24 protein-coding genes are annotated in these 25,182 nt (G+C 59.7%); 12 read left to right on the forward strand and 12 right to left on the reverse strand.

Annotated features, from left to right (window positions below; all coding sequences use genetic code 11):
• Positions 1-182 precede the first annotated feature (182 nt).
• A complete protein-coding gene (locus tag SBC1_RS33305; RefSeq protein ID WP_165104567.1) occupies positions 183-503 on the forward strand; it encodes a DUF4148 domain-containing protein in 321 nt (106 codons plus the stop codon).
• 646 nt (positions 504-1,149) lie between these two features.
• A complete protein-coding gene (locus tag SBC1_RS33310; protein WP_165104568.1) occupies positions 1,150-1,587 on the forward strand; it encodes a PRC-barrel domain-containing protein in 438 nt (145 codons plus the stop codon).
• A gap of 78 nt (positions 1,588-1,665) precedes the next feature.
• Here the strand turns inward: SBC1_RS33310 and SBC1_RS33315 are convergent, their stop codons facing one another.
• The 6 genes from SBC1_RS33315 to SBC1_RS33340 all read right to left on the reverse strand — a co-directional run bounded on the left by SBC1_RS33315 (position 1,666) and on the right by SBC1_RS33340 (position 8,981).
• Positions 1,666-1,968: a putative quinol monooxygenase gene (locus SBC1_RS33315; RefSeq protein ID WP_165104569.1), complete on the reverse strand. Its 303-nt coding sequence runs from the start codon at positions 1,966-1,968 to the stop codon at positions 1,666-1,668.
• Positions 1,969-2,155: 187 nt separating this feature from the next.
• Positions 2,156-4,306: a catalase HPII gene (katE, locus tag SBC1_RS33320; RefSeq protein ID WP_165104570.1), complete on the reverse strand. Its 2,151-nt coding sequence runs from the start codon at positions 4,304-4,306 to the stop codon at positions 2,156-2,158.
• Between the two features lie 123 nt (positions 4,307-4,429).
• A complete protein-coding gene (locus SBC1_RS33325) occupies positions 4,430-6,091 on the reverse strand; it encodes a S10 family peptidase (RefSeq protein WP_165104571.1) in 1,662 nt (553 codons plus the stop codon).
• Between the two features lie 92 nt (positions 6,092-6,183).
• Positions 6,184-7,749, reverse strand: a complete 1,566-nt coding sequence (locus SBC1_RS33330; protein ID WP_165104572.1) for a protease pro-enzyme activation domain-containing protein — start codon at positions 7,747-7,749, stop codon at positions 6,184-6,186.
• 193 nt (positions 7,750-7,942) lie between these two features.
• A complete protein-coding gene (locus tag SBC1_RS33335) occupies positions 7,943-8,503 on the reverse strand; it encodes a DUF488 family protein (protein WP_165989136.1) in 561 nt (186 codons plus the stop codon).
• A gap of 58 nt (positions 8,504-8,561) precedes the next feature.
• Positions 8,562-8,981, reverse strand: coding sequence for a GFA family protein (locus tag SBC1_RS33340; protein ID WP_206366132.1), 420 nt, complete (start codon positions 8,979-8,981; stop codon positions 8,562-8,564).
• A gap of 189 nt (positions 8,982-9,170) precedes the next feature.
• On the opposite strand from SBC1_RS33340, the gene SBC1_RS33345 reads away from it, so the two are divergent.
• From SBC1_RS33345 to SBC1_RS33375, 7 genes are all read left to right on the forward strand, one after another.
• Positions 9,171-10,481, forward strand: coding sequence for an inositol monophosphatase (locus tag SBC1_RS33345; protein WP_241202319.1), 1,311 nt, complete (start codon positions 9,171-9,173; stop codon positions 10,479-10,481).
• Positions 10,471-10,995, forward strand: a complete 525-nt coding sequence (locus SBC1_RS33350; protein ID WP_241202320.1) for an isochorismatase family protein — start codon at positions 10,471-10,473, stop codon at positions 10,993-10,995. The genes SBC1_RS33345 and SBC1_RS33350 overlap by 11 nt, the downstream gene beginning before the upstream one ends.
• 205 nt (positions 10,996-11,200) lie before the next feature.
• The gene (locus SBC1_RS33355; protein WP_165104574.1) at positions 11,201-12,001 is read left to right on the forward strand and encodes a transporter substrate-binding domain-containing protein; all 801 of its coding nucleotides are present in this window, start codon (positions 11,201-11,203) and stop codon (positions 11,999-12,001) included.
• Positions 12,002-12,532: 531 nt separating this feature from the next.
• Positions 12,533-13,249, forward strand: a complete 717-nt coding sequence (locus SBC1_RS33360; RefSeq protein ID WP_165104575.1) for a 2Fe-2S iron-sulfur cluster-binding protein — start codon at positions 12,533-12,535, stop codon at positions 13,247-13,249.
• 9 nt (positions 13,250-13,258) lie between these two features.
• Positions 13,259-14,248: a xanthine dehydrogenase family protein subunit M gene (locus SBC1_RS33365; protein WP_165104576.1), complete on the forward strand. Its 990-nt coding sequence runs from the start codon at positions 13,259-13,261 to the stop codon at positions 14,246-14,248.
• Positions 14,245-16,473: a xanthine dehydrogenase family protein molybdopterin-binding subunit gene (locus tag SBC1_RS33370; protein WP_165104577.1), complete on the forward strand. Its 2,229-nt coding sequence runs from the start codon at positions 14,245-14,247 to the stop codon at positions 16,471-16,473. Before SBC1_RS33365 ends, SBC1_RS33370 begins: the two co-directional genes overlap by 4 nt.
• 119 nt (positions 16,474-16,592) lie before the next feature.
• Complete coding sequence (locus tag SBC1_RS33375) at positions 16,593-17,180, forward strand: NTP transferase domain-containing protein (RefSeq protein ID WP_165104578.1); 588 nt, start codon at positions 16,593-16,595, stop codon at positions 17,178-17,180.
• Positions 17,181-17,186: 6 nt separating this feature from the next.
• On the opposite strand, the gene SBC1_RS33380 is transcribed toward SBC1_RS33375, so the two are convergent.
• The 5 genes from SBC1_RS33380 to SBC1_RS33400 form a co-directional block, all read right to left on the reverse strand.
• Positions 17,187-17,486, reverse strand: a complete 300-nt coding sequence (locus SBC1_RS33380) for a type II toxin-antitoxin system RelE/ParE family toxin (RefSeq protein ID WP_165104579.1) — start codon at positions 17,484-17,486, stop codon at positions 17,187-17,189.
• Positions 17,483-17,725, reverse strand: coding sequence for a type II toxin-antitoxin system Phd/YefM family antitoxin (locus tag SBC1_RS33385; RefSeq protein ID WP_165104580.1), 243 nt, complete (start codon positions 17,723-17,725; stop codon positions 17,483-17,485). Before SBC1_RS33385 ends, SBC1_RS33380 begins: the two co-directional genes overlap by 4 nt.
• Positions 17,726-17,906: 181 nt before the next feature.
• Complete coding sequence (locus tag SBC1_RS33390; protein WP_165104581.1) at positions 17,907-18,602, reverse strand: glycosyltransferase family 2 protein; 696 nt, start codon at positions 18,600-18,602, stop codon at positions 17,907-17,909.
• 414 nt (positions 18,603-19,016) lie between these two features.
• Positions 19,017-19,469 (reverse strand): DUF2442 domain-containing protein, encoded by a 453-nt coding sequence (locus SBC1_RS33395; protein ID WP_165104582.1) that lies wholly within the window; start codon positions 19,467-19,469, stop codon positions 19,017-19,019.
• Positions 19,466-19,885 (reverse strand): DUF4160 domain-containing protein, encoded by a 420-nt coding sequence (locus SBC1_RS33400; protein WP_165104583.1) that lies wholly within the window; start codon positions 19,883-19,885, stop codon positions 19,466-19,468. Before SBC1_RS33400 ends, SBC1_RS33395 begins: the two co-directional genes overlap by 4 nt.
• A gap of 251 nt (positions 19,886-20,136) precedes the next feature.
• Between SBC1_RS33400 and SBC1_RS33405 the strand changes: the two genes are divergently transcribed.
• The 3 genes from SBC1_RS33405 (at position 20,137) to SBC1_RS33415 (ending at position 23,609) form a co-directional block, all read left to right on the forward strand.
• Positions 20,137-20,634, forward strand: coding sequence for a hypothetical protein (locus tag SBC1_RS33405; RefSeq protein ID WP_165104584.1), 498 nt, complete (start codon positions 20,137-20,139; stop codon positions 20,632-20,634).
• A gap of 276 nt (positions 20,635-20,910) precedes the next feature.
• Positions 20,911-23,202 (forward strand): FdhF/YdeP family oxidoreductase, encoded by a 2,292-nt coding sequence (locus tag SBC1_RS33410; RefSeq protein WP_165104585.1) that lies wholly within the window; start codon positions 20,911-20,913, stop codon positions 23,200-23,202.
• Positions 23,203-23,429: 227 nt separating this feature from the next.
• Positions 23,430-23,609, forward strand: coding sequence for a hypothetical protein (locus SBC1_RS33415; protein WP_165101768.1), 180 nt, complete (start codon positions 23,430-23,432; stop codon positions 23,607-23,609).
• Positions 23,610-23,639: 30 nt separating this feature from the next.
• Here SBC1_RS33415 and SBC1_RS33420 read toward each other — a convergent pair whose 3' ends face one another.
• On the reverse strand, positions 23,640-24,935 hold the full coding sequence (locus tag SBC1_RS33420; protein ID WP_165104586.1) for a sugar efflux transporter: 1,296 nt from the start codon (positions 24,933-24,935) through the stop codon (positions 23,640-23,642).
• Between the last annotated feature and the right edge of the window lie 247 nt (positions 24,936-25,182).

A 25,182-nucleotide genomic window follows, 5' to 3' on the forward strand; every position in this document is an offset into this window, starting at 1 on the left:
ACCAGCCACCGTTCGCACCGATCCAGTGCATTCATTGTTGCGAGACACACAATACTATTTCGACAGATTCACAGCTAATGCAACAACACTTAACTACCTACACTTCAGTGATGAGATTGTTCGGCATGACCTCATTGGTCCTGGAACAAACTCGACACACAAGACCCCGAGGAGATTCCATCATGTTCAAGTCACTGGTTCCCGCAATCGTGCTTGCTTCCGCGCTTGGTGCACCGGCATTCGCTTATGCGCAAGACGCGGATACGGTAAGCCGCCCTGCAGTCAAGGCCGATCTGATCCAGATGGAACAATCCGGCTACAACGTTGAAGGTGATCACACCAGCTATCCGGCGCAGACCCAGGCAGCAGAGCAACGCGTGGAAGCGAACCACGGCGTAACTGCAACGTCTTACGGCTCACCGACGGACGGCTCATATGCGGCTGGCATGCGTGCCCCGATGGCGCAACCCGACGGAGTACATTCGGTGTACTTCGGGCATTGAGCCAGACATTAATGACCGGACTGCCATCTAGTAAAAATTAACACTTTAGTTAAATTGAAGTATTGAAAGGGGCCGCCATGTGCGGCTCTTTTCGTTTCAATTTGCAAGCAGCGCGATCCGCATTTTGCGAACAGACCGGCATGCAGCCGTGTCTATCTCGGCCCGCCCCATGGCCTAGCCCCCTCTTAGACCCCGTTAGCTTTCCGTTAGCCCCCGTTAGCTGATCTCTGACAGAAACTGATTTCACGGCTACCATTCAGCAAGGTTCTGTTGCCGTACCCAATCAGCTCGCTCATTGCGAATACATGACACATCGGTGTCACATCGCTCAAACGAGCCATCCGGGCCAGGCAATATGCAACCTGACTGATCAAATGCCGATGTTCGTTGTCGGCGTGATCATGTTCGTTCGTTTTCTCCAATGTGTTTCGTGTCACTCGCATCAAGCCGCATCAAGCCGTCCGTTTCGCGCAGTCGTTACCTAGTCGTCGCGTAGTCGTTTAAAGCTCCACCGTGACCATCAGCCATGAATGCTTAGCCGATGGTTTTCCGGCGGTTGGTGCAAGCGTGTCTGCGGTCTTCCAACCCGCAAACCGCGCATGCGCACGCCGCTTGCCTGCTCATTCACTCGCGCAAGAGGACACACATGAAGACGAAACTCATCGCAGCGCTACTTGCAGCAGCGCTGGCTCAAGTCGCCCTTCCTTCGCAGGCGCAAGTTGCCGGCTCGCAGACGATCGGCATCAGCGTAGAAGAGTCCACGGCCATCCTGGGCGGCTGGAGTATCAAGAAATCCATCCTCAACAAACCGGTCGTCAACGAGAACGGCGATCGGGTCGGCGTCATTCACGACATCATTGTGGCGCCGGACAAGTCGGTCTCTTTTGCGATCATCGCGGCCAGCCAGTTTGCCGGCGTCTCGCATCACGACGTCGCCATTCCTATCGAGCAACTCGATATAGTCGGCGGCAAGATCGTATTGGCGGGTGCGACGAAGGCGGCCATCAAGGCGCTGCCGGAGTTTGAATACACGAAGATGCCCGCGACGCCGAGACCCCGCGCGGAATTCGCCGAACATCATTGAAATTGATTTGAAATGATCTGTGGATTTGCTGCGGCTGGCGCTCGACGCCGCAGCAAATGACCCACGTTCTGCGAGAGGTCAGCCCGGCAGCTTCGCTGCCAGTACATCGATCTTCATGATCTGCGGCGGCGAGGCGAACAGATCGCCCGCCTTCGCCATCAACGCCTCGGCGACCTTGCCGGAAAGATGCGCGTCGCGACCGGCTTCGTCGGGGAAAGCATCAAAGATTCCATACGTGCTCGCGTTCAACTGCAGCGCGAACCATGCGGTCGTGGCAGGTTCCTGCTCGACCAGCGCGAGGCCGCCTGCCAGGAACGCCTCGATATCTTGCTCCTTGCCGGGTTTTGCTTCCAACCGGACCCACAATGCTGTCTTGACCATGTCATCCTCCGTGGAGTCGCGTCTTCCGTCTGGAAACGCGTTCATCGATCATAAAACGTGCGCCAACTGTGTGCCGGTGCTAAGCGGCAAAAGCGCGGCAGGCTTTGAAATGACAGATAACACCGTAAAAAAGAACCCGCGACCTCCGTCGCGGATTCCTCTCACATACCCTATAGGTCAGCGCCCGTCACGCCGGCACGCTTTCTGCCTTTTCAGCCCGCGCCCATACGCGATGTTTCGACATCGCTGCAATAAACGCCTTCATCACCTTCTTCGTGTCGCTGCCTACGCAGATGCCCTCGTCACCGCTCGGCAAATGCGCGGCGGCCAGCACGTCCTCACCGTCACCCACCGCGCCAATCGCCTTGAGATGCTTGAACGATTCAAGCACGAAATGACGGGCATCGCCGGATTCCGACAGGAGTTTCGCACTCGCCGCACCGCCTGCCACCACCACGCCGTCGAACATGATCGACGGCAAACCAAGAATGGTTGCATCGACTTCCACACCGTCGCCCAACGTGCCTAGCTGCGGTGCGACTACCTTCGCGTGCGCACCCTCCGCTTTCAGCGCTTCCTTGATCGCCTTGATGGTGGCGATATCCGCACCCTTCGCGGCAAGAATCGCAACCTTGCGCGTCTTCACCGACGGCTTGGTCTTCGCGACAATGCTCAACGCCGGCGACTCAGCCAGCGACGACTTGCCCAACTCCGCCGCGCTTGCGCTCGCTTTCGGCGCCGGCAGGCCGAGATTATCGGCAACACGCGCGCACAGTTCACTGTCGATATTCGCAAGAATCCCAAGCTGCCGTTCGCGGATAAACTTGCGCTCGACCTTGCCCAACTCAAATGAATACGCGCCCACGATGTGGTCCTTCTCCGGCTTCGTCATGCTGTTCCAGAACAGCGTAGCTTGCGAATAATGATCGGCGAAGGACTCGCTGCGCTGGCGGATCTTCACGGCATCCACACGTTCCGGATAGGTCTCGAAGCCGCCGCCAGTCGCCGCTGGTTCCGTTTCCTTTGGCCAGCCGCTATCGATGGAATTAGGTTCGTACGAAGCTTGCCCGCGATTCACCGTCATCCTGTGTTTCGCGTCGCGCTGGTTGTTGTGCATCGGCGCGATGGTGCGGTTAATCGGAATCTCATGAAAGTTCGGACCGCCAAGCCGGCTGATCTGCGTGTCCGTGTAGGAGAACAAACGGCCTTGCAGCAGCGGATCATTCGAGAAGTCGATGCCCGGCACAATGTGCCCGGGACAGAACGCCACCTGTTCCGTTTCAGCGAAAAAATTATCCGGATTGCGGTTCAGTGTGAGTTTGCCGAGCATCGTAATGGGCACGATTTCTTCTGGAATAATCTTGGTCGGATCGAGCAGATCGAAGTCGAACGAATGCTCGTCGTCCTCCTCCACAATCTGTACGCCCAGCTCCCATTCCGGATAGTCGCCCATGTCGATCGCTTCCCACAAATCGCGCCGATGAAAATCCGCGTCCTTGCCGGCCAGCTTCTGCGCTTCATCCCACAAGAGCGAGGCCGAACCAATGGTCGGACGCCAGTGGAATTTCACGAACCTGCCCTTACCCTCTGCATTCACCAGACGAAAGGTATGGATACCGAATCCTTCCATAGTGCGCAGGCTGCGCGGAATCGCGCGGTCCGACATGGTCCACAACACCATGTGCGCGGACTCAGGCACAAGCGAGACGAAGTCCCAGAATGTGTCGTGGGCTGAGCCGCCCTGTGGCATTTCGTTATGCGGCTCCGGTTTGACTGCATGAACGAAGTCCGGAAACTTGATTGCGTCCTGAATGAAGAAGACGGGCATGTTGTTGCCGACCAGGTCGAAGTTGCCTTCTTCGGTGTAGAACTTGACGGCGAAACCACGCACGTCGCGCACGGTGTCCGCTGAACCGCGCGATCCCTGCACCGTGGAAAATCGTACGTACACCGGTGTTTCCTTGTTCGGGTCCAGCAGGAACGCCGCTTTCGTCAGATCCGTATGCGCCTTGTATGGCTTGAACATGCCATGCGCGGCTGAGCCGCGTGCATGCACGATCCGCTCAGGAATCCGCTCGTGATCGAAGTGCGTGATTTTTTCACGCATGATGAAATCTTCGAGCAGCGAAGGGCCGCGAGGACCGGCTTTAAGGGTGTTCTGATTATCGGAAACCTTGACGCCCTGGTTGGTCGTCAGGGCTTGATTCGTCGCGTCCGAACGGAACGGCTCAAGACTGTCGAGCTTGGAGTTGCTGTTGTTTTGTGAGGGTGTGCGCGCAACTGCGCTGGTGTTTTTTGAGGGCGCTGGCGCGCCAGGATTCTTCTTCGAAGTCGGCATCGGGGGAACTCCAGTGTGCAGTAGAAGTGGCGCATTCAACATGCGCTCGTTCGTCCTTTCGCAACTTGTGTTCCCGCCGAAGCCGTGATTTAGGCCACTGACAAAACCCTCAGCGCTTGGCCGCTATTTCGGTTCAGCCTTGCGTTGCTGCAGTGCACGAATCCGGCCCATGGCTTCGTGATCGCTCGTCGCTGCCTGATACATCTTCGCGAGATCTGCCTTCAATTGCGTTCGCGAACCACCATCGAGATAGACCATGTGTCCCGACGGATAGAACTTCGCCGTTAGATTCTCGCGCACGGATTTATCGATGAGCGGCATTTGCTGCAGGTCAATCACGGTCTGGTAGAACGGCGTCACGAAGTCGTAGAAACCATTCGCCGACAACACCTTCAAGTCGATGTTGAGCGCCATCGCCGCAGCCAGATCACCAGCCGTGTAGAGAATGATGTTGCCCTTCGCGTCCACGCCCTTCTGCGCGCCCGTCGGGTCCGTGTGATGGAAGTCCCAGTTCGCGAAAGCCTGGTCGTTCAAGTCCGTGAACGACGACGTGGACGTGTACTTCAGTTGCTCGTTCAGGTACTCGTTCCACATGGCGGTGTACACACCGGTCACGGCCGTCATGGTGGGATCGTTGCCGCCGGAGTTCGGATCAATCTTGCCCGCGATACCCGTTGAAATAGCGGTCACGCGGCCATCGTAGGAACCTAGCGCCACGCCTTTGGACTTCAGGAGCGTGGTCAGAAAGAGCGAATTGCCGCGGCTGTCGTAAGAAGCTATGTCGAGGCTCCACGCGATCAGCGTGGCTTTGTCGATCCCTGTGTATTCCGAAAGCTTCTCCACCGTGTCGTCGTCGGTCTGCGGGAATTTGCGCAGCGCCGCGAGGTAATCCGTACGTGAGAACTGCGCAACTTCCTCGGAGAACGTAAGCAGGTCGGTCGGACGCGGATGCACGCCAAGCTTTTTATGAAACCAGGCATCGGCGGCGGCGGTAGGCAACGCGCCCACCGGATTGCCCGATTGCGTGTAGTCGAGAATGGACGACTGCAGCGTAATGCCGTTCAGGTCCACGCCGTCCTCGTGCAAGAGGTACGCGAGCACGCAACTGCGCGCCGTGCCGTACGACTCGCCGTATAGAAACTTCGGCGAATTCCAGCGGTTGTTTTTCGTCAGGAAGCGCTTGATGAATTGCTTGAGGGAATTCGCGTCCTGGTCGACGCCCCAGAAATTAATGTTCTTGTTTGGCGCAATGGCCGCTGAATAACCCGTGCCTACCGGGTTGATGAACACCAGATCGCTTTTGTCCAGCAAGCTGTCCGGGTTGTCCTCCATCTGGTACGGCGCAGGCGGCGTGAACCCGGGCATCGAGGTCTTGATGCGTTGCGGTGCGAAGGACCCGAGCAGCACGAATACCGACGACGATCCCGGCCCGCCGTTATAGAAAAACGTGACCGGGCGCGATTCTTCAGTCTGATTATCCTGAGTGAACGCAACGTAGAACAGCTTGGCTTCCGGCTTGGAACTGCTTGGATCGACGATCACAAGATGCCCGGCTGTTGCCGTGTAATCGATTGTCTTGCCGCCAATGACGGCCGAGTGATGCGTGATGGCGGCGTTTTCGTCGGTCTGGGTGGCGTCGATGGAATCGCCGGGACCGTTGCCGTAAGCGGTGGGATCGAAGTAAGGCTGATCCCCCGCTGTTGTGGATCCGGTTGAGGACCCCGCTGAAGACGGGGTTGAAGATGTGCTTGAAGCGTTTTTCGCCGCTGAACCGGAGTTCGTCATGATTGCTCCTTTGCCGGTGTTGTTGGAGTTCTTGCCTGGCCCATCGTCACAACTTATCTACCCTCAACTTATCTGATCTTGACCCGCAACCGCTACTTCAGCGCAGCCGCGACTTTCACGCCGTCCGGACTGCCCAGTCCCGTACACGCATCCCATCCTACCGTCGCCTCGAAACTGCCGTTGTTTCCCTGCGTGATGTCATGGCCCGCGGTCTTCGCAGCGTACAGCTTCGGGTTGAGGAAACCCACCGGCTTACCCGCCGCCGCGTTGATCCGGGCAATGAGCCCCGCCCATAGCGGCGCGACCGCGCTCGTGCCACCCACGACCGTCTGCGTCCCGTCGATAATCACATCGTAGCCCGTGACCGGCGACGCGTCGCCTGCGACATCGGGCACACCGCGCTTGGTCAGCGGCGAGCTGGCGCCGCTGACCTGCGTGACGGTCAAGCCGTTCTGCCAGACCGGCAGCGCAAACACGGCGCTCACGCCGCCACCACCCGCGCCGCCCTGTTCGCCGTCGTTCCACACAACTTCGCTCGTGATCCCGCTCGCCGATGCCCGCAGTTGTGTTCCACCGCACGCGAGCACGTACGGACTCGACGCCGGGAAATCGACATGATTTTTGCCGTCTGCGGCACCGTCGCTGGAACCGCTGTCGCCGGAGGCCACGCATACGGTCACACCCATTGCGGCGGCCGATTGCAGCACTTCGTCGAATGCATTTTGCGATTGCGATGTCCAGTTTGACTCCGGTCCACCCCAACTGATCGAGATGACCGATGGCTTGTTGGTGTCGTCGTGGATCGCGCGATTCACGGCGTCGATAAAACCCGCGTCGCTGTTGGCCGTGAAATACACCGCGATGCGCGCGCCCGGAACAATCGCGCCGACAATTTCTATATCCAGTGCCACCTCGCCGTCAGGCCCGTTCGGGTTGCCCGACGGCGCGTTGTTGGCCTGGTCTACGCCGACCGCGACCACGGTCGGCTGGGCCACGCCCAGTTGCGAGAAATAGGCGCTCAGGTCGCTTGCGCTATACCCCCCGCCCAGTTCGATAATGCCCACGCACTGGCCGCTGCCGTCGCCGGCGGGGAAGTCGTAGAGCCGCGCGAGATCGAGCGGCGTGTACGAGGTGCCGGACTCGCTGCGCGCTGCCTGGATTGGCGGCCGGAAGCGGAAATGCGGGCGCGCCTGCGGGCGGCTGTCGAGACCCAGCACGGCGGTCACCATGTCCTTCATGTCATCGGGCACGTTCACCGGTCCCGTGCGCCCGCGATACTCGCCAATCGCCTGATGTTCGAAGCGCTCCAGCTTGACGCCGAAGGCCGTGCTGAACTGGGCGATGGTGCCCGACAGCACCACGCTTCGCGCGCCTGCATCGGCGCGGACTACGCTCAGGCCATGCGCCTTCGCGAAGGCTTCTGTCTTGGCCACATCGGAAGCGGATGCCCCAAAGCGTGCAGCAAACTCGTCGCGAGAAACAGGTACGGCGTCGGCCGCACCCGTGTTGATCTTTTGCATCAACTGTTTGAATGCGTCCTCGTTTTGGCGCCGAAGCATCACTACTACTTCGATTTTTTCGTCCGGATTGCATGCGCCGACGCAACGTGCGCCTTCGGGTTGCGACTTGTCGCTGCCGGCTATTGGATGCTTGCTCATGGCTTGTGGCTCCTGGCTGGTACGGAAAAATTCGTGTCGCGCGGATTCAGGCTTCAAGATGACTCACAAGCGATTACCTCGATTCCAGGTGGTCTCTGCTTGCTTCAGCCTGATATCCGACACGGCGCGACGAGCGCAGTTCCGGCATAGGCAAACGATTGCCATCTGCTTATGCATCGGTGCCAGGAGGCTGTCAATTCGGCATCGCCCCCGGTTTGGCGCTTGATTCGGGGTAGATCACGGTGCCGTCGGGCTGCGCTGAGGCTTGCGGCGTAAGCGTCGCGGGCCTGACCTGATGCGGGCCCATGATGTGCAGCACGGTCTCGCCTCGCCCGAGCAGATAATCGGCCACAATCCGCCGATGACACCGCCACCACACGGCTTCCGAGCACATGATCGCGCAGCGCCGCGCGTGGCCGAGCGCTAGCAGTTCTTCCAGAGCTTGGCGGAAAGGTTCGCCCAGCGCGTAGTCAGCGTAATTGCGGAACGCCGGATGGGTCCAGTAGGTGTTTGGTGACGGTTGGTCCGTGTTGCGCTTGCCGCGCCGGCCACCCAGCGCCGCAATGTGCACGTATGCAATACCCTCTGCACCCAGCGAAGCCGGGAGGGTGTCCTGGTTGAATTGCGGATTGGTGCGCGATCTCGGAATGCTGCGGACATCGACCAGCATTTCGATCTCGCTTTCTTTCAGCAAGCCGGTAAATTCCGCCAGCGGACGCGTTGAATGACCAATGGTGAAAAAAGGCGCGTTCATCTGGCGATCCATGGGTCCGGCAAGCCGGTACGCTCGTCAGGACCGGTTCAGGGCTGGTTCAGGACCGGTCTTCGGGATATTCCCGCCGTCCATCGCCGGACAGCCACGGCTCGCGGCGGATGCACCAGAGTTCATAGGATGGCTCGAGAAAACCGGTTTCATCGAAGGCGCCAATCGGCAAGTCGATCTCGTCATTGTTGACATACGCCATGTACGCCACCGACCCGCATACCGGGCAGAAGTGGCGGCGGGCATCCGCGGAGCTTTGCCAGGCTCGGGTCACGCCCGACATGGTGACCTGCTCCTCCGCATACACCGCGTACGCGCCAAATGCCGAACCATGCACGCGGCGGCATGTCATGCAATGGCAAAGACCGACGCGATTCGGCCCCGCCGTCGCCGTAAAGCGCCACGCACCGCACGCGCAGCCCCCTTCATGTCGAACTTCCTGACCCGTGTTCTGAATCATGTCGTTCATCGCCGCCTCCCTATAATCTGGTATCTGTATCTACTGGCATGCAGGAACTGTCACCAAGCAGCAGCGACCATGGCAACAATCTTAGTAGCAATCCGCGTGGTAGCAACCTGCGCGCCGCATTGGCTTTGCGACGTACAAAAAAGCGCGGTTTTGCTACGATGACACCCCCACGAGACGGAGATGGCACTCATGAAGCACCTATCCCTGCTGGCTCTGCTCCCCTCCGGCGCGACGGTTACCGCGGCGACCGGGCCGTACGCGACACCGGCCGCTCCCGATCTCGCTGCCTATGTGCTCTCGCACGAACGTCATGACGCTGCCGAGAACGCTCCGTCTGCGCGCAAGGATTACAAAAACGTGCACGTCGCGGATGTCATGACCGACGAGTACGTGTTCCCGCTTGGAGAAACCGGCAAGTCGATCGTGCTGTCCGGTTATCAGATTGCTGCGGGATTTCTCGCCGAGCGCGCCGCCGACGAATGGCTCGAACTCGCGCGCCAACAGCACGTAGCCAATGGTGGTTCAGACAGCGATGGCACGCGGCACATACCGGATCCCGCTGAAGCCGATCAATTGATGGACCGTGCGCTCGAATCCGCGGAACGCATTCTTGCGCCGTTTGAAGCAGCGCCAATCGCATCGCTGTTCGAAACGCACTATCGCGGTGCTCGCGAATTTCTGCGCCTGAGCTGGGAAGGTTTGCCGGAAGACCTGGTGCCCAAGTCGCGACGGCCGGCCGTGGTGTTGAAAGCGGCTGCGGATCTGGCGCCGGCATCGGCCAGGCAGGACTACGACCCCTACGGTCTGGAAGGCACGAGCGATTACGACGTCGACAAGCCGTTGGCCTATCGTGAAAAAATCGGCCCGTTCCTGCTGACCATGACCTACCGGCATGAATATCCGCAGGTCGACGACGAACGGCTCGGCACCGCGTTCGCGGTATTTCACGAGGCGGGCACGGATATCGTCGCGGCGGCGGTCGAGTTGAAACTCGTGAAAGTGCCGCCCATCCAGAGCAGCGCGGACCTCGTTTATGTCCTCGATACCTACTCCGGCGAGATGCTGTCGCTGGCGCTCGCCGCCACCGAAGCGCTTGGGGCCGAGCGTCTGTGCAGCGTGTTCAATACACACCGGGTGGTATATATCAGCACGTGGGAAGTGAGGAAACCGTGGCGCGGCGAGGGCTTGGGGGTCGCGTTGCTGCGTGAGGCGTTGGAACGCCTGCCAGCGGATTCCGATGGCCGTCCCGATGCGTTATGCGTCGCGCCCGAGCCGTATCAGACCGAAATGCGGTATCTCAGCCAGTTGCCGCCCGCATTGCGCGCCGAAGTCGACGCGCCGGCGCAAAGGCTCACCCGGCATCTGACGGAATGGCTGGATCGTGCAAACCTGCCGAACGTGAAGACACATTTTTTCATCCCGATGGCCAAGCATGAAGGCATTGGATCGGCGGGTGAAAACGCGCGGCTGATCGACCGGATCATGGAAAGTGAAGCCTGATCGGGTGCTTGTTGTTATCGATATGCAGGCGAAATTGATGCCGCATATCGATAACGGCGCGGCTGTGTTGAGGCGTTGTTTAACGCTGGTGAAAGCGGCCGATTTGCTCGATATCCCGGTACTTGTCACCGAGCAGAACCCGCGCGGGCTTGGTGCGAGCATCGATGGCTTGATTGACGAGCGGCATCGCCTAATCGAGAAAGACACGTTCGACGCAACGCTATGCCCGGACTTTGTGGCAGCGCTGCCGTCGAAGGAAACGGTGCTGTTCGTGGCCGGTTGCGAAGCGCATGTTTGCGTGTTGCTCACCGTGACCGGCTTGCTGAAGCTGGGCTATGCGGTGGAACTGATCGCCGATGCGGTCGGTTCCCGCTCGCCGGAGAATAAGGCAATCGCGCTCGCTAGAGCGCAGCGCGAGGGCGCGCTTCCCACCACCACGGAAACCGCGATCTTCGGCTGGTTGGGAACCTGCCGGCATCCGCGTTTCAGGGACGCATTGGCGCTGATTAAGTAGCCGCCGTAAAAATCACCTTCGAGCCATGCACCCCGATCATGGCTGGCATGAGCATATTTCGATTGTTGCGGGTTTTTGGCCTGCCTAGAGTGGGTTCACGCGTACGGTCACGTAGCGCTTCGGGATATCGAGTGACTAGCCCGAGTGAGCACCGCGCGTGAATACCACTCCCCGTTCTCCGACTTTTCTGCTCAAGGCCACCATCATGACGACTCGCCTTTCCCGCCTTGCCCGGCGCCTCTTCGTGGCTGCGGCTTTCGCCGTGCCCTTGGCGGCCACGACCACCTTCGCTCACGCGGACGCCCTTGATACCGTGCAGAAAAACGGCGTGCTGAGGGTCGGCGTGTTCATGGACTATCCACCGTTCGGCTCTATCGGCCCGGATATGAAACCGCAGGGTTATGACATTGAGATGGCCGATTATCTGGCCAGGACAATGAAGGTCAAGGTCGACCTCGTCCCGATCACCGGGGAAAATCGTATCGCTTATCTCGCCACCGGCAAGGCCGACGTGCTGCTGAGCGTGGGCCAGACGCCGGAGCGCGAGAAAGTGCTCGAGTTTTCGCGGCCGTATGCGCCGTACTATCTCGCGGTGTTCGGGCCAAAGTCGTTGGCGGTGAAAAACGAGAAGGACCTGGCAGGCAAGACGATATCGGTAGCGCGCGGCACGCTGGAAGATTTGAGCGTAACGAAGGTCGCGCCGCCGGACGCGACGATCAAGCGTTTCGACGATCCCAATGGCGCCATTTCGGCGTTTCTGTCAGGGCAAGTTCAGCTGATGGTGGTGGGCAACGACGTGGGCGCAACAATCATTGCGCGTAATCCGCCGATTGCGCCCGAGCAGAAATTCGAGCTCTTCAGTTCACCCGATCATGTTGCCGTGAACAAGGGCGAGACGCGCCTGCTGAAGGAAGTGGATGCGGCTGTGCTGAAAGCGAAGAACGACGGCACGCTGAACAAGCTCTCGACGAAGTGGCTCAAGGCGCCGTATCCGAGCGATTTGTAAGCAAGGAAGGCTGAAACGTTAGTGATGTGAAATGCAAACTGCCACCGCGAGGTGGCAGTTTGCATTTCTGGTTAGCGCGGCCACCATCGGCTTTAAGCCGCCCGTAGCTCGTCGAGCAAATCAGGGTGGTGATCCAGTTTTGCAATCGCGTGGTTGGTCAACTTCGCGCCATGACAAATGCGCCACTTCTACGCCACGTCCACGCCATCAACTCAGTGTCTAATTAGAAACAGGCATACGGACATCGAATCTGCGAACGCGCGCAGAGAACGCAAAAGTTTTCACCCGCCCCGATTTACCGATGAATGTAGCCCTTACCTGCAATCCCGAACGACAGACACCATAAGAGCGCGGCACTCATCGATGGCATCGGATTTGCTGACTCCACTCGTCTCCCTTCGCCTCATTGGCTTGCATCCCGCAAGCCCCAAGCGAATGGTGCCAGCGCCTCAGCTAGCCAGACATGCCGACTTTCCCGACGCGTCCAGCCAAACCCAGCGCTAACTTGATCGAGCGGAGCTTCATATCGCCATGCGCCACATCAACGTCCCCCATAACAGCAACCCCGACTCCGAGTCATCCGAAACAATAAAACCGTCGCGTCGCAGGTTCCTGCAATCCGCGGCAGCAGCGGCAGCCGTCACCGCCGCGCCGCTCGCCCGCGCGCAGCAACCGGCGGCGTCATCGGCGCCGCCGCCAACGCCCACCACGCCGACAGCCGCCACGCCGCTGATGCCCGTAAAGCTGACCATCAACGGCCATGCTTACGAAATGCAACTTGAAGCGCGCACGACTTTGCTCGACGCATTGCGCGAATACGCGAGCCTTACCGGCACGAAGAAAGGCTGCGACCGGGGCCAGTGCGGCGCGTGCACGGTGATCGCAAACGGCCGCCGCATCAACTCATGCCTGACGCTCGCCGTGATGCACCAGGGCGATTCAATCATCACCGTGGAAGGACTGGCCAATGCGCAGACGCTCAGTCTCAGCCCGATACAAAAGGCTTTCATCGATCACGACGCCTTCCAGTGCGGGTTCTGTACGCCCGGCCAACTGTGTTCGGCAACCGCGCTGATAGAAGAATTTCGGGCCGGCGACGCCAGCGCAGCGACCGCCGATGTCCGCTTCCGTCCGCCCCAACTCTCCGACGATGAAATCCGCGAACGCATGAGCGGCAATATCTGTCGCTGTGGTGCGTATCCGAACATTGTCGCGGCCGTGAAAACCGTCGCGATCAATAAAGCTTAGGAGCGCCACATGGATGCCATTTCTTACGAACGCGCCACTGACGTGAGCGCGGCGATCAAGGCAGCGCAGCAGCCGGGTGTCGCGTTTATCGGCGGCGGAACGAATCTGCTCGACCTGATGAAAGGCGGGGTCGCGAGGCCGGTGAAGCTCGTCGACATCACGCATATAGCCGGCCTGAACGCGGTGAGCGAATTGCCCGACGGCGGCCTGCGGATCGGTGCGCTGGTTCGCAACAGCGACGCTGCGAATCACACGTGGATTCGCGAGCGTTATCCGCTGCTGTCGCAGGCGTTCCTCGCGGGTGCATCGGCGCAGTTGCGCAACATGGCCACCGTCGGCGGCAACCTGATGCAACGCACGCGCTGTTATTACTTCTACGACACCGGCTTTCCCCAATGCAACAAACGCACTCCCGGAAGCGGCTGTGCGGCGATAGAAGGCAACAGCCGCATCCACGCAATCCTGGGTGCGAGCGCGCAATGCATCGCGACTAATCCATCCGATATGAACGTGGCCCTCGCGGCACTCGATGCCGTGGTGCGCGTGAACGGCCCTCAAGGTGAACGGACGATTCCGTTCGCGGAGTTTCATCGCTTGCCAGGGGACCATCCTGAAGTCGATACCACGCTGCAACCCGGCGAACTGATCACGTCTGTGGATCTGCCGCCCCCGCTCTTCGCGCAGCACTCGCATTATCTGAAGGTGCGTGACCGTGCGAGCTACGCGTTCGCGCTTGTGTCGGTGGCTGCCGCGTTGCAGATGGACGGCAACACGGTGAGGACAGCGCGTATCGCGCTGGGCGGCGTCGCGCACAAACCGTGGCGTGCCACGGCGACTGAGCAAGCGCTCACTGGCCAGCCGTTATCACCCGACACGCTGCGTAGCGCGGCGGCGCTTGCCGTTCGCGACGCGCGGAGTTACCGCGACAATGGCTTCAAGATCGAACTGGCGCAGCGCGCGATTATCCGCGCGGTGTCGACTGCAGGAGGTGTGGCATGAGTGTTCTTGGACAACCGCTCGACCGCACCGACGGTCTTCTGAAAGTCACGGGCCAGGCGAAATATTCCGCCGATAACCCCGAAGCGAAGCTTGCACATGCGGTACTGGTGACAAGCACGATCGCCCATGGCAGGGTGGCTTCCATGGATACCGCGCGCATACAAGCCATGCCCGGTGTCTTGCTCGTGATGACTCACGAAACCGCGATGCGTCTGCCCAATGACGGCAAACCGAATGCCGAGCCGCCGGCTGTGCGCAGATTGTCGCTCCTGCAAACCGACGAAGTGCGCTACAGCAACGAGCCAGTGGCCGTAGTCGTTGCCGATACGCTTGAACGCGCAACCGATGGCGCCCGCAAACTCCAGGCATCGATTCGCTACGAAGCCGCAACGCCGAACACGGACTATCAACGCGCGAAAGGCACCGCCTACCAGCCGGAAAAAATGATGGGCCGGCCAATCAACACACAGCGCGGCGATGTGGCCGCCGGTCTGCGTCAAGGTCCTACTCGCCTTGACGTTGTCTACACCACGCCCAACGAGCACCACAATCCAATGGAGCCACATGCCACGCTCGCCCGCTGGGACGGCCCGAACCTCACCCTCTACGATGCAACGCAAGGCGTCTCCGGCGCACGCGGCGCGGTGGCGAAAACGCTCGGTATCAAGGAGGAGAACGTGCGCGTGATTTGCCCGTTCGTTGGCGGCGGTTTTGGATGCAAGGGCTCGGCGTGGTCGCATGTCGTGCTCGCCGCCATGGCAGCGAAACAAACCGGCCGGCCGGTTCGCCTCGTGCTCGAACGTCCGCAAATGTTCGGCATGGTCGGCAACCGGCCGTTCACGGATCAGCACATCCAGATCTCGGCACGCGACGACGGCACGCTCACCGGCATGCGCCACGACGTGATCTCGACCACGTCGACGTTCGAAGACTGGAACGAAAGCTCGGCAATCGTCACGCGCATGCTGTATGCCGTGCCGAACCAGGCGACTACGCACAAGCTGGTGAAACTCGATGTGGGTACACCGACGTTCATGCGCGCGCCCGGCGAAACGAGCGGCTCGTTTGCGCTCGAATCCGCGATGGACGAAATGGCGTACCAGTTGAACATGGACCCGCTCGCGTTCCGGCTGAAGAACTATGCCGAGATGGAACCGCAGGAAAAGAAACCGTGGTCGGAGAAGTCACTGCGCGAGTGTTATCAAATGGGTGCGGAGAAATTCAGCTGGTCGCGGCGCAATCCGAAGCCGCGTTCCATGCGTGATGGCAACGTGCTGATCGGTCTCGGCATGGCGACGGCAACGTATCCGGCGAACCGCAGCGAGGCATCCGCTATTGCACGCATCCTGCCGGACGGCACGGCAATGGTCGCATCGGGCACGCAGGATCTCGGCACCGGCACCTATACCGTGATGACACAAGTGGCCGCCGATGCATTGGGCTTTCCCATGGATAAGGTCGACTTCGCACTCGGCGATTCGTCGCTGCCGCACGCGCCTGTGTCTGGCGGTTCGCAGTCGGTGGCGAGCGTGTCGCCTGCGGTGCGTGAAGCGGCGTCGCAGGCACGCGCCAAGTTGATCGCCATGGCGATAGCGGATTCGGGGTCGCCGCTAAGCGGGGGTTCCATCGACGATGTCACCGTCAACAACGGCTGGGTCATCAGCCGCGCCGATCCGTCAAAACGCGATCCGGCGGCCGCGGTGATCGCGCGCAACGGCGGCAAGCCGATCGAAGCGATGGCGACCACCAAGCCCGGCGACGAGAAACAGCAGTTCGCGTTTCACTCGTTCGGCGCGGTATTCACGGAAGTTCACGTCGATGCCGACCTGGGCACGATCCGCGTGCCGCGCATTGTGGCCGTATATGACGTCGGCAGCCTGCTCAACGAAAAGACTGCGCATAGCCAGTTGATGGGCGGCCTCGTGTGGGGCATAGGCTCGGCGTTGACCGAGAAGAGCGAACTCGATGCACGTTATGGCCGCTACACCAATGCCAACCTCGCCGAATATCACGTGCCGGTGAACGCCGATATCGGTTTGCTCGACATCACCTTGCTGGGCAAACCCGATCCGCATATCAACCCGCTGGGCGCGCGGGGTATTGGTGAGATCGGCATTACGGGAGTGGCTGGATCAATCGGGAATGCCGTGTATCACGCGACCGGCGTGCGCGTGCGCGATTTGCCAATCACGCTCGACAAGGTAATGCCGAAAACAACGGTCTGACGTTTTGCCGGGAAAACCGCTCGGTTGTGCCACTGTGCATGCCGCGCGGTTTTTTTCGTGCTTGCGGCGCGCGTTGGCGCTTGTCAAAATCGACGCTTCTTACTATCAGGACGCCGGCCATGAGTTATTCATCGAGCGCGACTGGCATTCTGCTTGCAGCCGGGTACGGTTCCCGCTTCGATCCGAGCGGTCTTCATAACAAACTTCTCGCCACGCTCCCTGACGGCACGCCGGTCGTGTATCAGTCTGCGCGGCGGTTGCTGTCGGCGGTGTCACGCGTGGTGGCCGTGGTGCGGCCAGGATCGGAGAAGCTGGCGGAAGTGCTGAACGAAGCGGGCTGCGACGTGATGTTTTCCATCGATGCCGAACGCGGCATGGGCGCGACGCTTGCCGCTGCAGTTCGCGCGACGCAGGACGCGGAAGGCTGGCTGGTCACGCTTGGCGATATGCCGTGGATCGAGCCGGGGACGGTCGAGGCAGTGGCGCGATCACTGGACGCGGGGGCTTCGATTGTTGCGCCGTTTTATCGCGGGCAAAGGGGGCATCCGGCGGGGTTTGGCGCCATGCATCGGGAAGCGCTCAGCGCGCTCGACGGCGATGCCGGTGCGCGGGCGCTGTTTATGTCGGAGGCGGTGGAGCGCATCGACGTTGAAGACGCGAATATTCTGCGCGACGTGGATTTACCGGCGGACTTGCATCCCCATTGAAATGTCCTACTGCGGCTCTTCTGCTGCGCGCTCTTCTGCTGCGTCGTGCACGACGCCACCATCGCGCTTTCCGACCGCGATGACGACGACCGTCACGATCTCGTCCTGGACCTGATAGACAAGCCTGTACCCTCTGGTACGAAGCTTGATCTTGTAGCAGTCCTTCATTCCGTGCAGCCGCGAAGCTGGCACTTTCGGGTTCTCGAGCCTCAAGTCCAGCTTCTTCGCAAACTGACGTCGCGTCTCGGCGTCAAGCTTTCGCCATTCCTTCTCCGCGTTGAGTTTGAACCTCAGCTTGTAGGTCATTTGTGGATGTCGACCTCGACCAACGGTTCATTCTGCCTGGCTCGAACAATTTCGGCCAATTCAAAGTCTTCCAACCGGTCAAGCAGCGCTTCGTACTGCTCAGCCGGCAACAAGTACGCCACCGGCTTGTTTCGATTGAGGATGGCGACCGCGCCGCCGTCTGCGCTTTCGATGACCGCGGTCGGGTTGAGCTTTAGCTCTGAGATTCCCACTGATTGGGTAGCGTGAATAGCTTCCATGATCTTCTCCGACGAAATGATCTTCTAGAGAACCTGATAATAGCTCTTTTTATAGACCACTACAAAGCGTCGATCGTGCGCCCGATCATGCGTGGGCGTCTGCCTCGCGGGATTGGAAAAAGTCGTCAAAACAATCCTGATTTCTTCCGTGCCGAAACACATCCAGAGCACAACCAATCTCTCAAGCCGCCAACGCCCCCTCCTCGTCTGTCTTCGCCGAAAAACACCGTCGACTCACATCCACCAGCGTCGCGCCAAACCCCTTCAGTGCCCGGAAATCCGTGCGCGCGCTCGTGACCACCCTGGGCAAAGCGCTCCACGCAATCAATGCCCCATCCGCAATCAACGCCTCCACCAGCGCCACATCCTCGCTGTGCTCGAGCGGCGCGAACCCGCCCACGCGCATATAAGCCTGCGCCGATACCCCCATGTTCGCGCCATGAATATGCCGATGGCCGTCTGCATCGGTATAAGTGCGCGCGAAATGCTCCCGCACAGCCGCCAGATGCGGGGACCAGTCATGGACGGCGATCACGCCGCACACGGCATCGGCGCGACAATCGAGTTGCCGGACCAGCCAGTCGTCGGCGACAACGCTGTCTGCATCGGTGAACGCCAGCCAGCGCGCGCCAAGCGACAACGCATAACGTGCCCCTTCTGCCCGCGCCACGCCGACATTACGCGCACTCACGCTGAGCACGTCGACGCCAAGAGAAGCAGCGATAGCGGAGGTGTCGTCCGAGCAATGATCGACGACCACGATCACGCGCACGTCCTCCCCCAGTAATTCATGATGATTCGCCGCGCGTTTTGCCGCGCTTACGCACGCCCCGATGTGTGCCGCTTCGTTGTGAGCGGGAATGACAATGCCAAGCATGTTGCTCTCTCCATTCGTATTTTCAGCGTCCGGATTGCCCGGACACGGTTGCCGAAGGACACAGCAATGGCTATTCCCAGCGAATTGAACGGTCTCCCAGCGCCCAGGCGAAATGTGGGCAAACGAACATTGGGCAGGGCTGACGACTGCAGCACGGACAATACTTGGACGGTAAGAAGCCCGGAGAGGCTGGATTACACACCCACGCACGCTGGAAAACGGAACCGCGAATTGATTGATTTCACATGGTCAGCGAGAAAGCCGTTTCACTGAAAAACGGCATCCAATGGCTCATTTGGCCATCTGATCGCTAAATTGTCGGCAGCCCTTAACTGGAACCGGGCCAGCGTGGAGACATTGGACTTTGGACTTTTGCTCTGTGACTACTACCGCCAGGGCTCCCAAGTTTCGGGCTCAGCCGACGTGCTTCACGGCATTTCCATTGAACTGGTCTTCCGGCGACCCTGAGCCATCCTTACCTTGACGGGACTTCAGTAGCCCCTGTACGGATATGTCGATATTGTGTTCAACGAGGGTGAGGGCCGTACCGGCAAAGGACAACGCGATTGACGAGAGCGCGTCAGCGGGGACGTTGTCCAATTCCGATATCTGGTCGACGGGGATCGCCACACTCTTTCCGCGCGGGAAATGAATCATGATCACCGCCTGTTCCGGAAGATACTTCACGCCGTCCGCAATGCTAGGAAAAGCATCGGAACGAGCGCCGTGCAAGGCGCTCTGGATGGTCTCAAAAGCAGCTTTGAGCTTGAACATTGCGCCAGCCGGGCGACGCTCCAAAACGAAAAGCGTCTCGCTTCCCTCGTCGAGGTCGACAGGTTTCTCGTCAGGCGCGTTGATGATTTTCATAACTTGATCCCTACTTGCGTGCGGTCTGCCAAGTGCAACACGGTCATCTGCTCGGCGGGATGATACGTTCCCGCCTGAATGCTAACCAGCGTCCTTCCCGCCAGATTCGGCTTCACGACGTACTGTTTTGCTTCGTCCCACGCCTGGTTTTCCAAGCATGTGTCTTTTATGGCTTCCATCCAACTTTCCCTGGCGGCGGGCAAGCGACCTTTGACAATGGCGATGACGTCACTTTTCACTTGAGAAGGCACCCGGGCTGTGTCTGGAATGACATCCAGCAGACTCACCCCATTGTGCCAAAACGAAAATTCAAACCGTGCGGACCAGTCACCGCCATCCAGATGCACATGCGGCGGACAATGCTCGTCTCTTGTAAGCACAGCGATTCGCCTCCCCTTATATTGACCCACTTTCATCGGTTTTATTCTCCCTTGTTAGCGCGAAGGTTGCTTACAACTATCGGCGAAGCAGGCTTCCCGATGTGGTAAATACTACACACCGCCGCTGTGCCTCTGATAGCTGTCCAAACGGCTAACGAGTAAAACCGCCCGAAACATCTTGATACCCAACTGAAACAACACGTAACCTGAGTCAACTTTCCTGAAAGCTTGGCGTTAACCCGTGGACAGCGCCAATCCTGGCGACGATTTTCAAGGCAACCGACTCCATGGCCGCCCTTCCGCTTTCAGCACTTCAGCAACGTCGACAAAAACAAGGCCACGCGGCACTCGTTCCGAGATCCGCCGGGCAACTCAAGGCGGAACACGATCGCATCGTCGGCCGCGCGCAGTTTTTCCTCTACGCGACCATCTCGCTGGCTATCGCAGGTGTGATCGCTGTCGCCATGCTGCCGTTCTCATCCATTCCGAACGACTTCAGTTTCGGCGCCCAGGAAGTGGTCGGCGTAGCCGTGTTCGCGGCGTGCCTGTTCCTGCTGCACGAGCGCACGGAACTCACGCTGCGGCTGTACAACTACGAACCTGTCGAGCAGACCACTCAGGGCGAGCTGCGCGCGCTGCTGCATCGCGTACCGGAAGGCATCTCTTATCAAAATGCCCTCGCCGCCGACAACCGGACGTTCGTAACCGTGGAAGCGGAAGAAATTCGTCGTCGCGCCGATGCGTTCAAACCGCAAGCCGAAGGTCTGGAACCGGCAGAAAGCTGATTGTCGTGCCTTCCATTGCCTAAACCGCCGCATAAACCGCGGCGAAACGCACGACAAAACGACTGCGCGAAAGACATCGCAAAAGTCCCATTGCCCGGGTAAAAGTCCAGGTGTGAACCAATCTGAAAGCCGCCGCCCCGTATTCACGGGCCGGCGGCTTTCATTTTTATACGCGTGCGTCGAGCCTCTGGTTCGAGCCTGTTTCTTGCTGAATGAATTCCGCCCGCGAACGCATTCTCGCCGTTCGCCCATGTTCACCCGCGGAGCAACACAGTCATGAGCAAGCAACCTCGCATCGAGCAATACGACCACCCGGCAGGCGGCTGGGGCTCGGTCAAAGCCGTTTCATCGATACTTATGCAAGAGCACGTCGCCATGAACGGCACGCGGGTCTTGTTCAAGCAGAACAAACCGGATGGTTTTGCGTGCGTGAGTTGCTCGTGGGCCAAACCAGCCGATCCGCATTTATTCGAATTCTGCGAAAACGGCGCAAAAGCCACCGCCTGGGAAATCACGACCAAACGCGCGACGCCCGAGTTCTTCGACCACCACACTGTGGCCGCACTGGAAGCCTGGAGTGATTTCGAGCTCGAGTCGCAAGGCCGGCTGACCCACCCCATGCGCTACGACGCTGCGACCGATCGCTATCTGCCCATCCAGTGGCAACAAGCATTCGATGAAATCGGCGAAAAGCTACGCGGCTTTGATCCGAAACGCGTGGTGTTCTACGCGTCCGGCCGCGCGTCGCTGGAAACATCGTACATGTACGCGCTGCTTGCCCGTTTATACGGTTGCAACAACCTGCCGGACAGTTCGAACATGTGCCACGAAAGCACGTCGGTGGCGCTGCCCGACACCATCGGCGTGCCGGTCGGAACGGTGACGCTCGAGGACTTCGAACACACCGACTGCCTGTTTTTCTTCGGCCACAACACCGGCACGAACGCGCCTCGCATGCTGCATCCGCTGCAAGAAGCGAGAAAACGCAATGCGCAGATCATCACGTTCAATCCATTGCGCGAGCGCGGGCTGGTGAGCTTTGCGAATCCGCAGTCGCCAAAGGAAATGCTCTCGACCGAGCAAACCTGCATCAGCACGCAATACCATCAGGTGAAGATCGGCGGAGACATAGCGGCGATCACGGGCATTTGCAAGTCGTTGATAGAAGCCGACGACAAAGCCCAGGCAGCCGGCGAACCGCGCGTGCTGGACGCGGATTTCATCGCGGAACATACACACGGTTTCGATGCCTTCGCTGACGCCATGCGGGCCGCGAACTGGAACGAGATCGAGTCGATGTCGGCGCTGACACGCTCCGCGCTCGAAGCGGCCGCGACCGAATATGCGCGCGCGAAGGCCGTGATCATCTTGTACGGCATGGGCATCACACAGCATCGGGAGGGCGTGCTTGCCGTCCAGATGCTGACAAACCTGATGCTGCTCGGCGGCAATATCGGCAAGAAGGGAGCCGGAATCTGCCCGATTCGTGGCCACTCGAACGTGCAGGGGCAACGTACTGTGGGCATCACCGAAAAACCCGCGCTCGTCCCCATGGACAAGCTCAAAGAGTTGTATCAATTCGAGCCGCCCCAGGAAACCGGCTTGACCACCGTGGATACTTGCGAGGCCGTCCGGGACGGCAATCTCGATGCGTTTATCGGACTCGGCGGCAATTTCGCGCGCGCCATTCCCGATCACGGCGTGATGGATCCCGCGTGGAAGCAAATGCCGCTCACCGTGCAGATCGCGACCAAGCTTAACCGCAGCCATATCGTGCATGGGCGCGCGGCGTATTTACTGCCGTGTATTGGCCGGATCGAGGTCGACAGGCAAGCGAACGGCGAGCAGACGGTGACCGTGGAAGACAGCACGGCGTGCGTTCACGCATCGAAGGGAATGACTGAGCCGGCGAGTGAACACTTGCTCTCGGAGCCGGCTATTGTCGCGGGGCTGGCGAAGGCGATCCTGCCGCCCAATCCGAATGTCGACTGGGATGCGTGGGTCGGCGATTACGGGCTGGTTCGTGATGCCATCGAGCGCACCTACCCCGAGCAGTTCAAGGATTTCAACCGGCGCATGACGCAGCCTGGCGGTTTTCATCGACCGTTGGCGGCCGCGAAACGGGAATGGAAAACAAAAACCGGCAAGGCGAATTTCATCGTGCCGGATGGTTTCGGTGAAGACCCCGATATGGATTTCGAGGGCGAACGCACGCTGCGCCTGATGACCACACGAGGCGACAGCCAGTTCAATACGACCGTGTATTCACTCGATGACCGTTTCCGCGGCGTGTACAACACGCGTGACGTGCTGCTGATGAACAAGGACGATATGACCCGGCTCGGCTTCACTGAAAACGATACGGTCACGGCAATCACGGTCGCGAAGGACGACGTGCTGCGCGAACTGGGCGGTCTGCGCGTGCATGCGTTCGACATCCCCGCCGGCTGCGTAATGGGCTATTACCCGGAGTGCAATCGTCTGATTCCAGTGTCGCATCACGCGAAACGCAGCAAGGTGCCGGCGTCCAAGGCGGTCCCTGTCCGGCTACGGAAAATGGCGGCTTGAGGGTAGCCTGGAGCTAGCTTGAGGGACGTGCCAGGCATGAAAGCGGCACTCCTTTAATTGTCATCGGACCGCGGAACGCAAGCCGTCAGGCGTGAACCATTGCCCGCGTGGCACTTGCTGCGTTTAACCTACACCGCCGGAGCGTGAGAGCCTGCCTTCCGGCCCGCATGCGACTATGCTGGAGAACACGACATAACTGTCGACGATGGACCAGACGGAGGCCACCCATGAACCCTATGAACATCCTTCAGCCCACGAGATATGACATGCAGACGAACCCGATTCCCGACCCGCTCGCCGATCCGAATCGCGACCCGGAGGCAGACCCGCTGTCGCCGCCTTCGCCCGGCCATCGGCCAGAGGAGCCGCAGCATCCCGACGCGCCACCGGACGGGCATCCGGTCTGAATAGACTCGTCAGCAGCAAGTTACAGGGAGCTACGGCGCGGTTTCCGTTTCGCTCGCCAACGGCGACGACCGTGTAACCGCGCTGCCGTGGACAACGGGTTCCACGGTGGGATCGGAGAAAATCTTCGCGCCTCGTTGATAGTTGAAAATGAACAACACAACCGACGCAGTAGACGCCAGCAACACGCAAAACACGAACACTGCGCGATAACCCCACGCGGCGGCCACGAATCCCGACGCAACGCCCGCCAGCACAGAGCCGGTACGCATGGTGTTGAAAAACAGCGTGGTCGCCCGGGCCAGCGCGCCGGGCATCATCTCCTGAAAATACGACATGCCGAGACATGACGTCACCGCAACCACGACGGCGTTAAGGATCTGTAGCGGCACGAGCACCCATAGATTGGGCGCGAGCGCGATGCCCGCGAAATACACAATGTGCGACAGCGACGCGAACGCGATCATGTTCGCCTTGTTGATGCGCCGGGACGCGCCGCCGAGAAAAAGCATCATCGGAATCTCGGCGAACGCACCAAGGCCGACCATCTGCGCGACGTGCGCGGTCGTGCCGTGCAACTGATCGACAATCAGCACTGGCAGCATGATGGTGGCGATCGCCGAGCCCATGCCGATCAGCGTAAAACTCACCAGCGCGGCATACACGTGTGCGTTTTTCGCTTGCTGCGGGATCTCGCTGCTGGTTTTATCGGCGGCTTCGTAGTTGTCGTAGGCCTTGGGTTCGCGCATGCACAGCACGATGAAACCAGCCACCGCAAACGCCCCCGCCGCCGACAGAAACAGTCCGTTAAAGCCCGATACACCCAGCACGATTGCGCCCACCGCCGGGCCGAACACCCACGCGCAGGAAAGCGTGGTGCGCAAGGTCGCCATCGGCATTTCGGTATGTTCGATGCCTTCCGCGTGCAGCCTCGCTTTGCCGAACGTGAAAAGTTGCGGGAACACCGCCGCGCCGATGCTCAGGAAAACGCAGCCGAAGATCGTCAGCAACACATAGTTGCGCGTGACGCACAGCAATGCATAACCCAGCGCCGACCCTGCGATGGACAGCAGCACGATGCGTTTTTTATCGGTCCGGCGATCGGCGATACGTCCGAGATACGTACTCACGAGCACACTGCTCACCGCGGTCAGCGTCATGAAGATGCCCAGCCGAACCGGCGTCATGTGCGCCTCGGTCGCGCCGAACAGCGACGTGTACGGCACCGCGAACGAGGATGCGATACCTGACAGGAACATCGCGAGGGAAATGCCGGGATAACCGGGAAGACGGATTAGCGCGAAAAAAGTCTTGAATACGGCGTTCATTGAAATTCACGTTGGCGGCCAAGGTCCGTCGCGTGACGCTCGTGGCGAGCGAGAAAAACGACGTTCAGCGGGCACTTAAACACGCGATCACGTTTTTTTCAATGACGTTTTCTTTTGGTTGCAGACTAAGGAAACCTATTCCCGGATAAACGAAACCGATCCGCCGATTAGCGACGGAGCAGATCATTCGCGGGTGCATTCAATCGTGCAAGACATTGACGCTACTGTTTCTGTACACCAGGCGGAG

Origin of the sequence: Caballeronia sp. SBC1 (genome assembly GCF_011493005.1) — a bacterium.
Classification (GTDB): Bacteria; Pseudomonadota; Gammaproteobacteria; order Burkholderiales; family Burkholderiaceae; genus Caballeronia.

Excerpts from the sequence above, each read along its gene's own strand:
- SBC1_RS33335 (WP_165989136.1), bottom strand. The coding sequence starts at position 8,503 with ATGAACGCGCCTTTTTTCACCATTGGTCATTCAACGCGTCCGCTGGCG.
- SBC1_RS33395 (WP_165104582.1), bottom strand. The coding sequence starts at position 19,469 with ATGAAAATCATCAACGCGCCTGACGAGAAACCTGTCGACCTCGACGAG.
- SBC1_RS33345 (WP_241202319.1), top strand. The coding sequence starts at position 9,171 with ATGAAGCACCTATCCCTGCTGGCTCTGCTCCCCTCCGGCGCGACGGTT.
- SBC1_RS33385 (WP_165104580.1), bottom strand. The coding sequence starts at position 17,725 with ATGGAAGCTATTCACGCTACCCAATCAGTGGGAATCTCAGAGCTAAAG.
- SBC1_RS33410 (WP_165104585.1), top strand. The coding sequence starts at position 20,911 with ATGAGCAAGCAACCTCGCATCGAGCAATACGACCACCCGGCAGGCGGC.
- SBC1_RS33340 (WP_206366132.1), bottom strand. The coding sequence starts at position 8,981 with ATGAACGACATGATTCAGAACACGGGTCAGGAAGTTCGACATGAAGGG.
- SBC1_RS33330 (WP_165104572.1), bottom strand. The coding sequence starts at position 7,749 with ATGAGCAAGCATCCAATAGCCGGCAGCGACAAGTCGCAACCCGAAGGC.
- SBC1_RS33420 (WP_165104586.1), bottom strand. The coding sequence starts at position 24,935 with ATGAACGCCGTATTCAAGACTTTTTTCGCGCTAATCCGTCTTCCCGGT.
- SBC1_RS33315 (WP_165104569.1), bottom strand. The coding sequence starts at position 1,968 with ATGGTCAAGACAGCATTGTGGGTCCGGTTGGAAGCAAAACCCGGCAAG.
- katE (WP_165104570.1), bottom strand. The coding sequence starts at position 4,306 with ATGCCGACTTCGAAGAAGAATCCTGGCGCGCCAGCGCCCTCAAAAAAC.
- SBC1_RS33325 (WP_165104571.1), bottom strand. The coding sequence starts at position 6,091 with ATGACGAACTCCGGTTCAGCGGCGAAAAACGCTTCAAGCACATCTTCA.
- SBC1_RS33310 (WP_165104568.1), top strand. The coding sequence starts at position 1,150 with ATGAAGACGAAACTCATCGCAGCGCTACTTGCAGCAGCGCTGGCTCAA.
- SBC1_RS33400 (WP_165104583.1), bottom strand. The coding sequence starts at position 19,885 with ATGAAAGTGGGTCAATATAAGGGGAGGCGAATCGCTGTGCTTACAAGA.
- SBC1_RS33415 (WP_165101768.1), top strand. The coding sequence starts at position 23,430 with ATGAACCCTATGAACATCCTTCAGCCCACGAGATATGACATGCAGACG.
- SBC1_RS33365 (WP_165104576.1), top strand. The coding sequence starts at position 13,259 with ATGGATGCCATTTCTTACGAACGCGCCACTGACGTGAGCGCGGCGATC.
- SBC1_RS33305 (WP_165104567.1), top strand. The coding sequence starts at position 183 with ATGTTCAAGTCACTGGTTCCCGCAATCGTGCTTGCTTCCGCGCTTGGT.
- SBC1_RS33375 (WP_165104578.1), top strand. The coding sequence starts at position 16,593 with ATGAGTTATTCATCGAGCGCGACTGGCATTCTGCTTGCAGCCGGGTAC.
- SBC1_RS33380 (WP_165104579.1), bottom strand. The coding sequence starts at position 17,486 with ATGACCTACAAGCTGAGGTTCAAACTCAACGCGGAGAAGGAATGGCGA.
- SBC1_RS33390 (WP_165104581.1), bottom strand. The coding sequence starts at position 18,602 with ATGCTTGGCATTGTCATTCCCGCTCACAACGAAGCGGCACACATCGGG.
- SBC1_RS33355 (WP_165104574.1), top strand. The coding sequence starts at position 11,201 with ATGACGACTCGCCTTTCCCGCCTTGCCCGGCGCCTCTTCGTGGCTGCG.
- SBC1_RS33360 (WP_165104575.1), top strand. The coding sequence starts at position 12,533 with ATGCGCCACATCAACGTCCCCCATAACAGCAACCCCGACTCCGAGTCA.
- SBC1_RS33370 (WP_165104577.1), top strand. The coding sequence starts at position 14,245 with ATGAGTGTTCTTGGACAACCGCTCGACCGCACCGACGGTCTTCTGAAA.
- SBC1_RS33405 (WP_165104584.1), top strand. The coding sequence starts at position 20,137 with ATGGCCGCCCTTCCGCTTTCAGCACTTCAGCAACGTCGACAAAAACAA.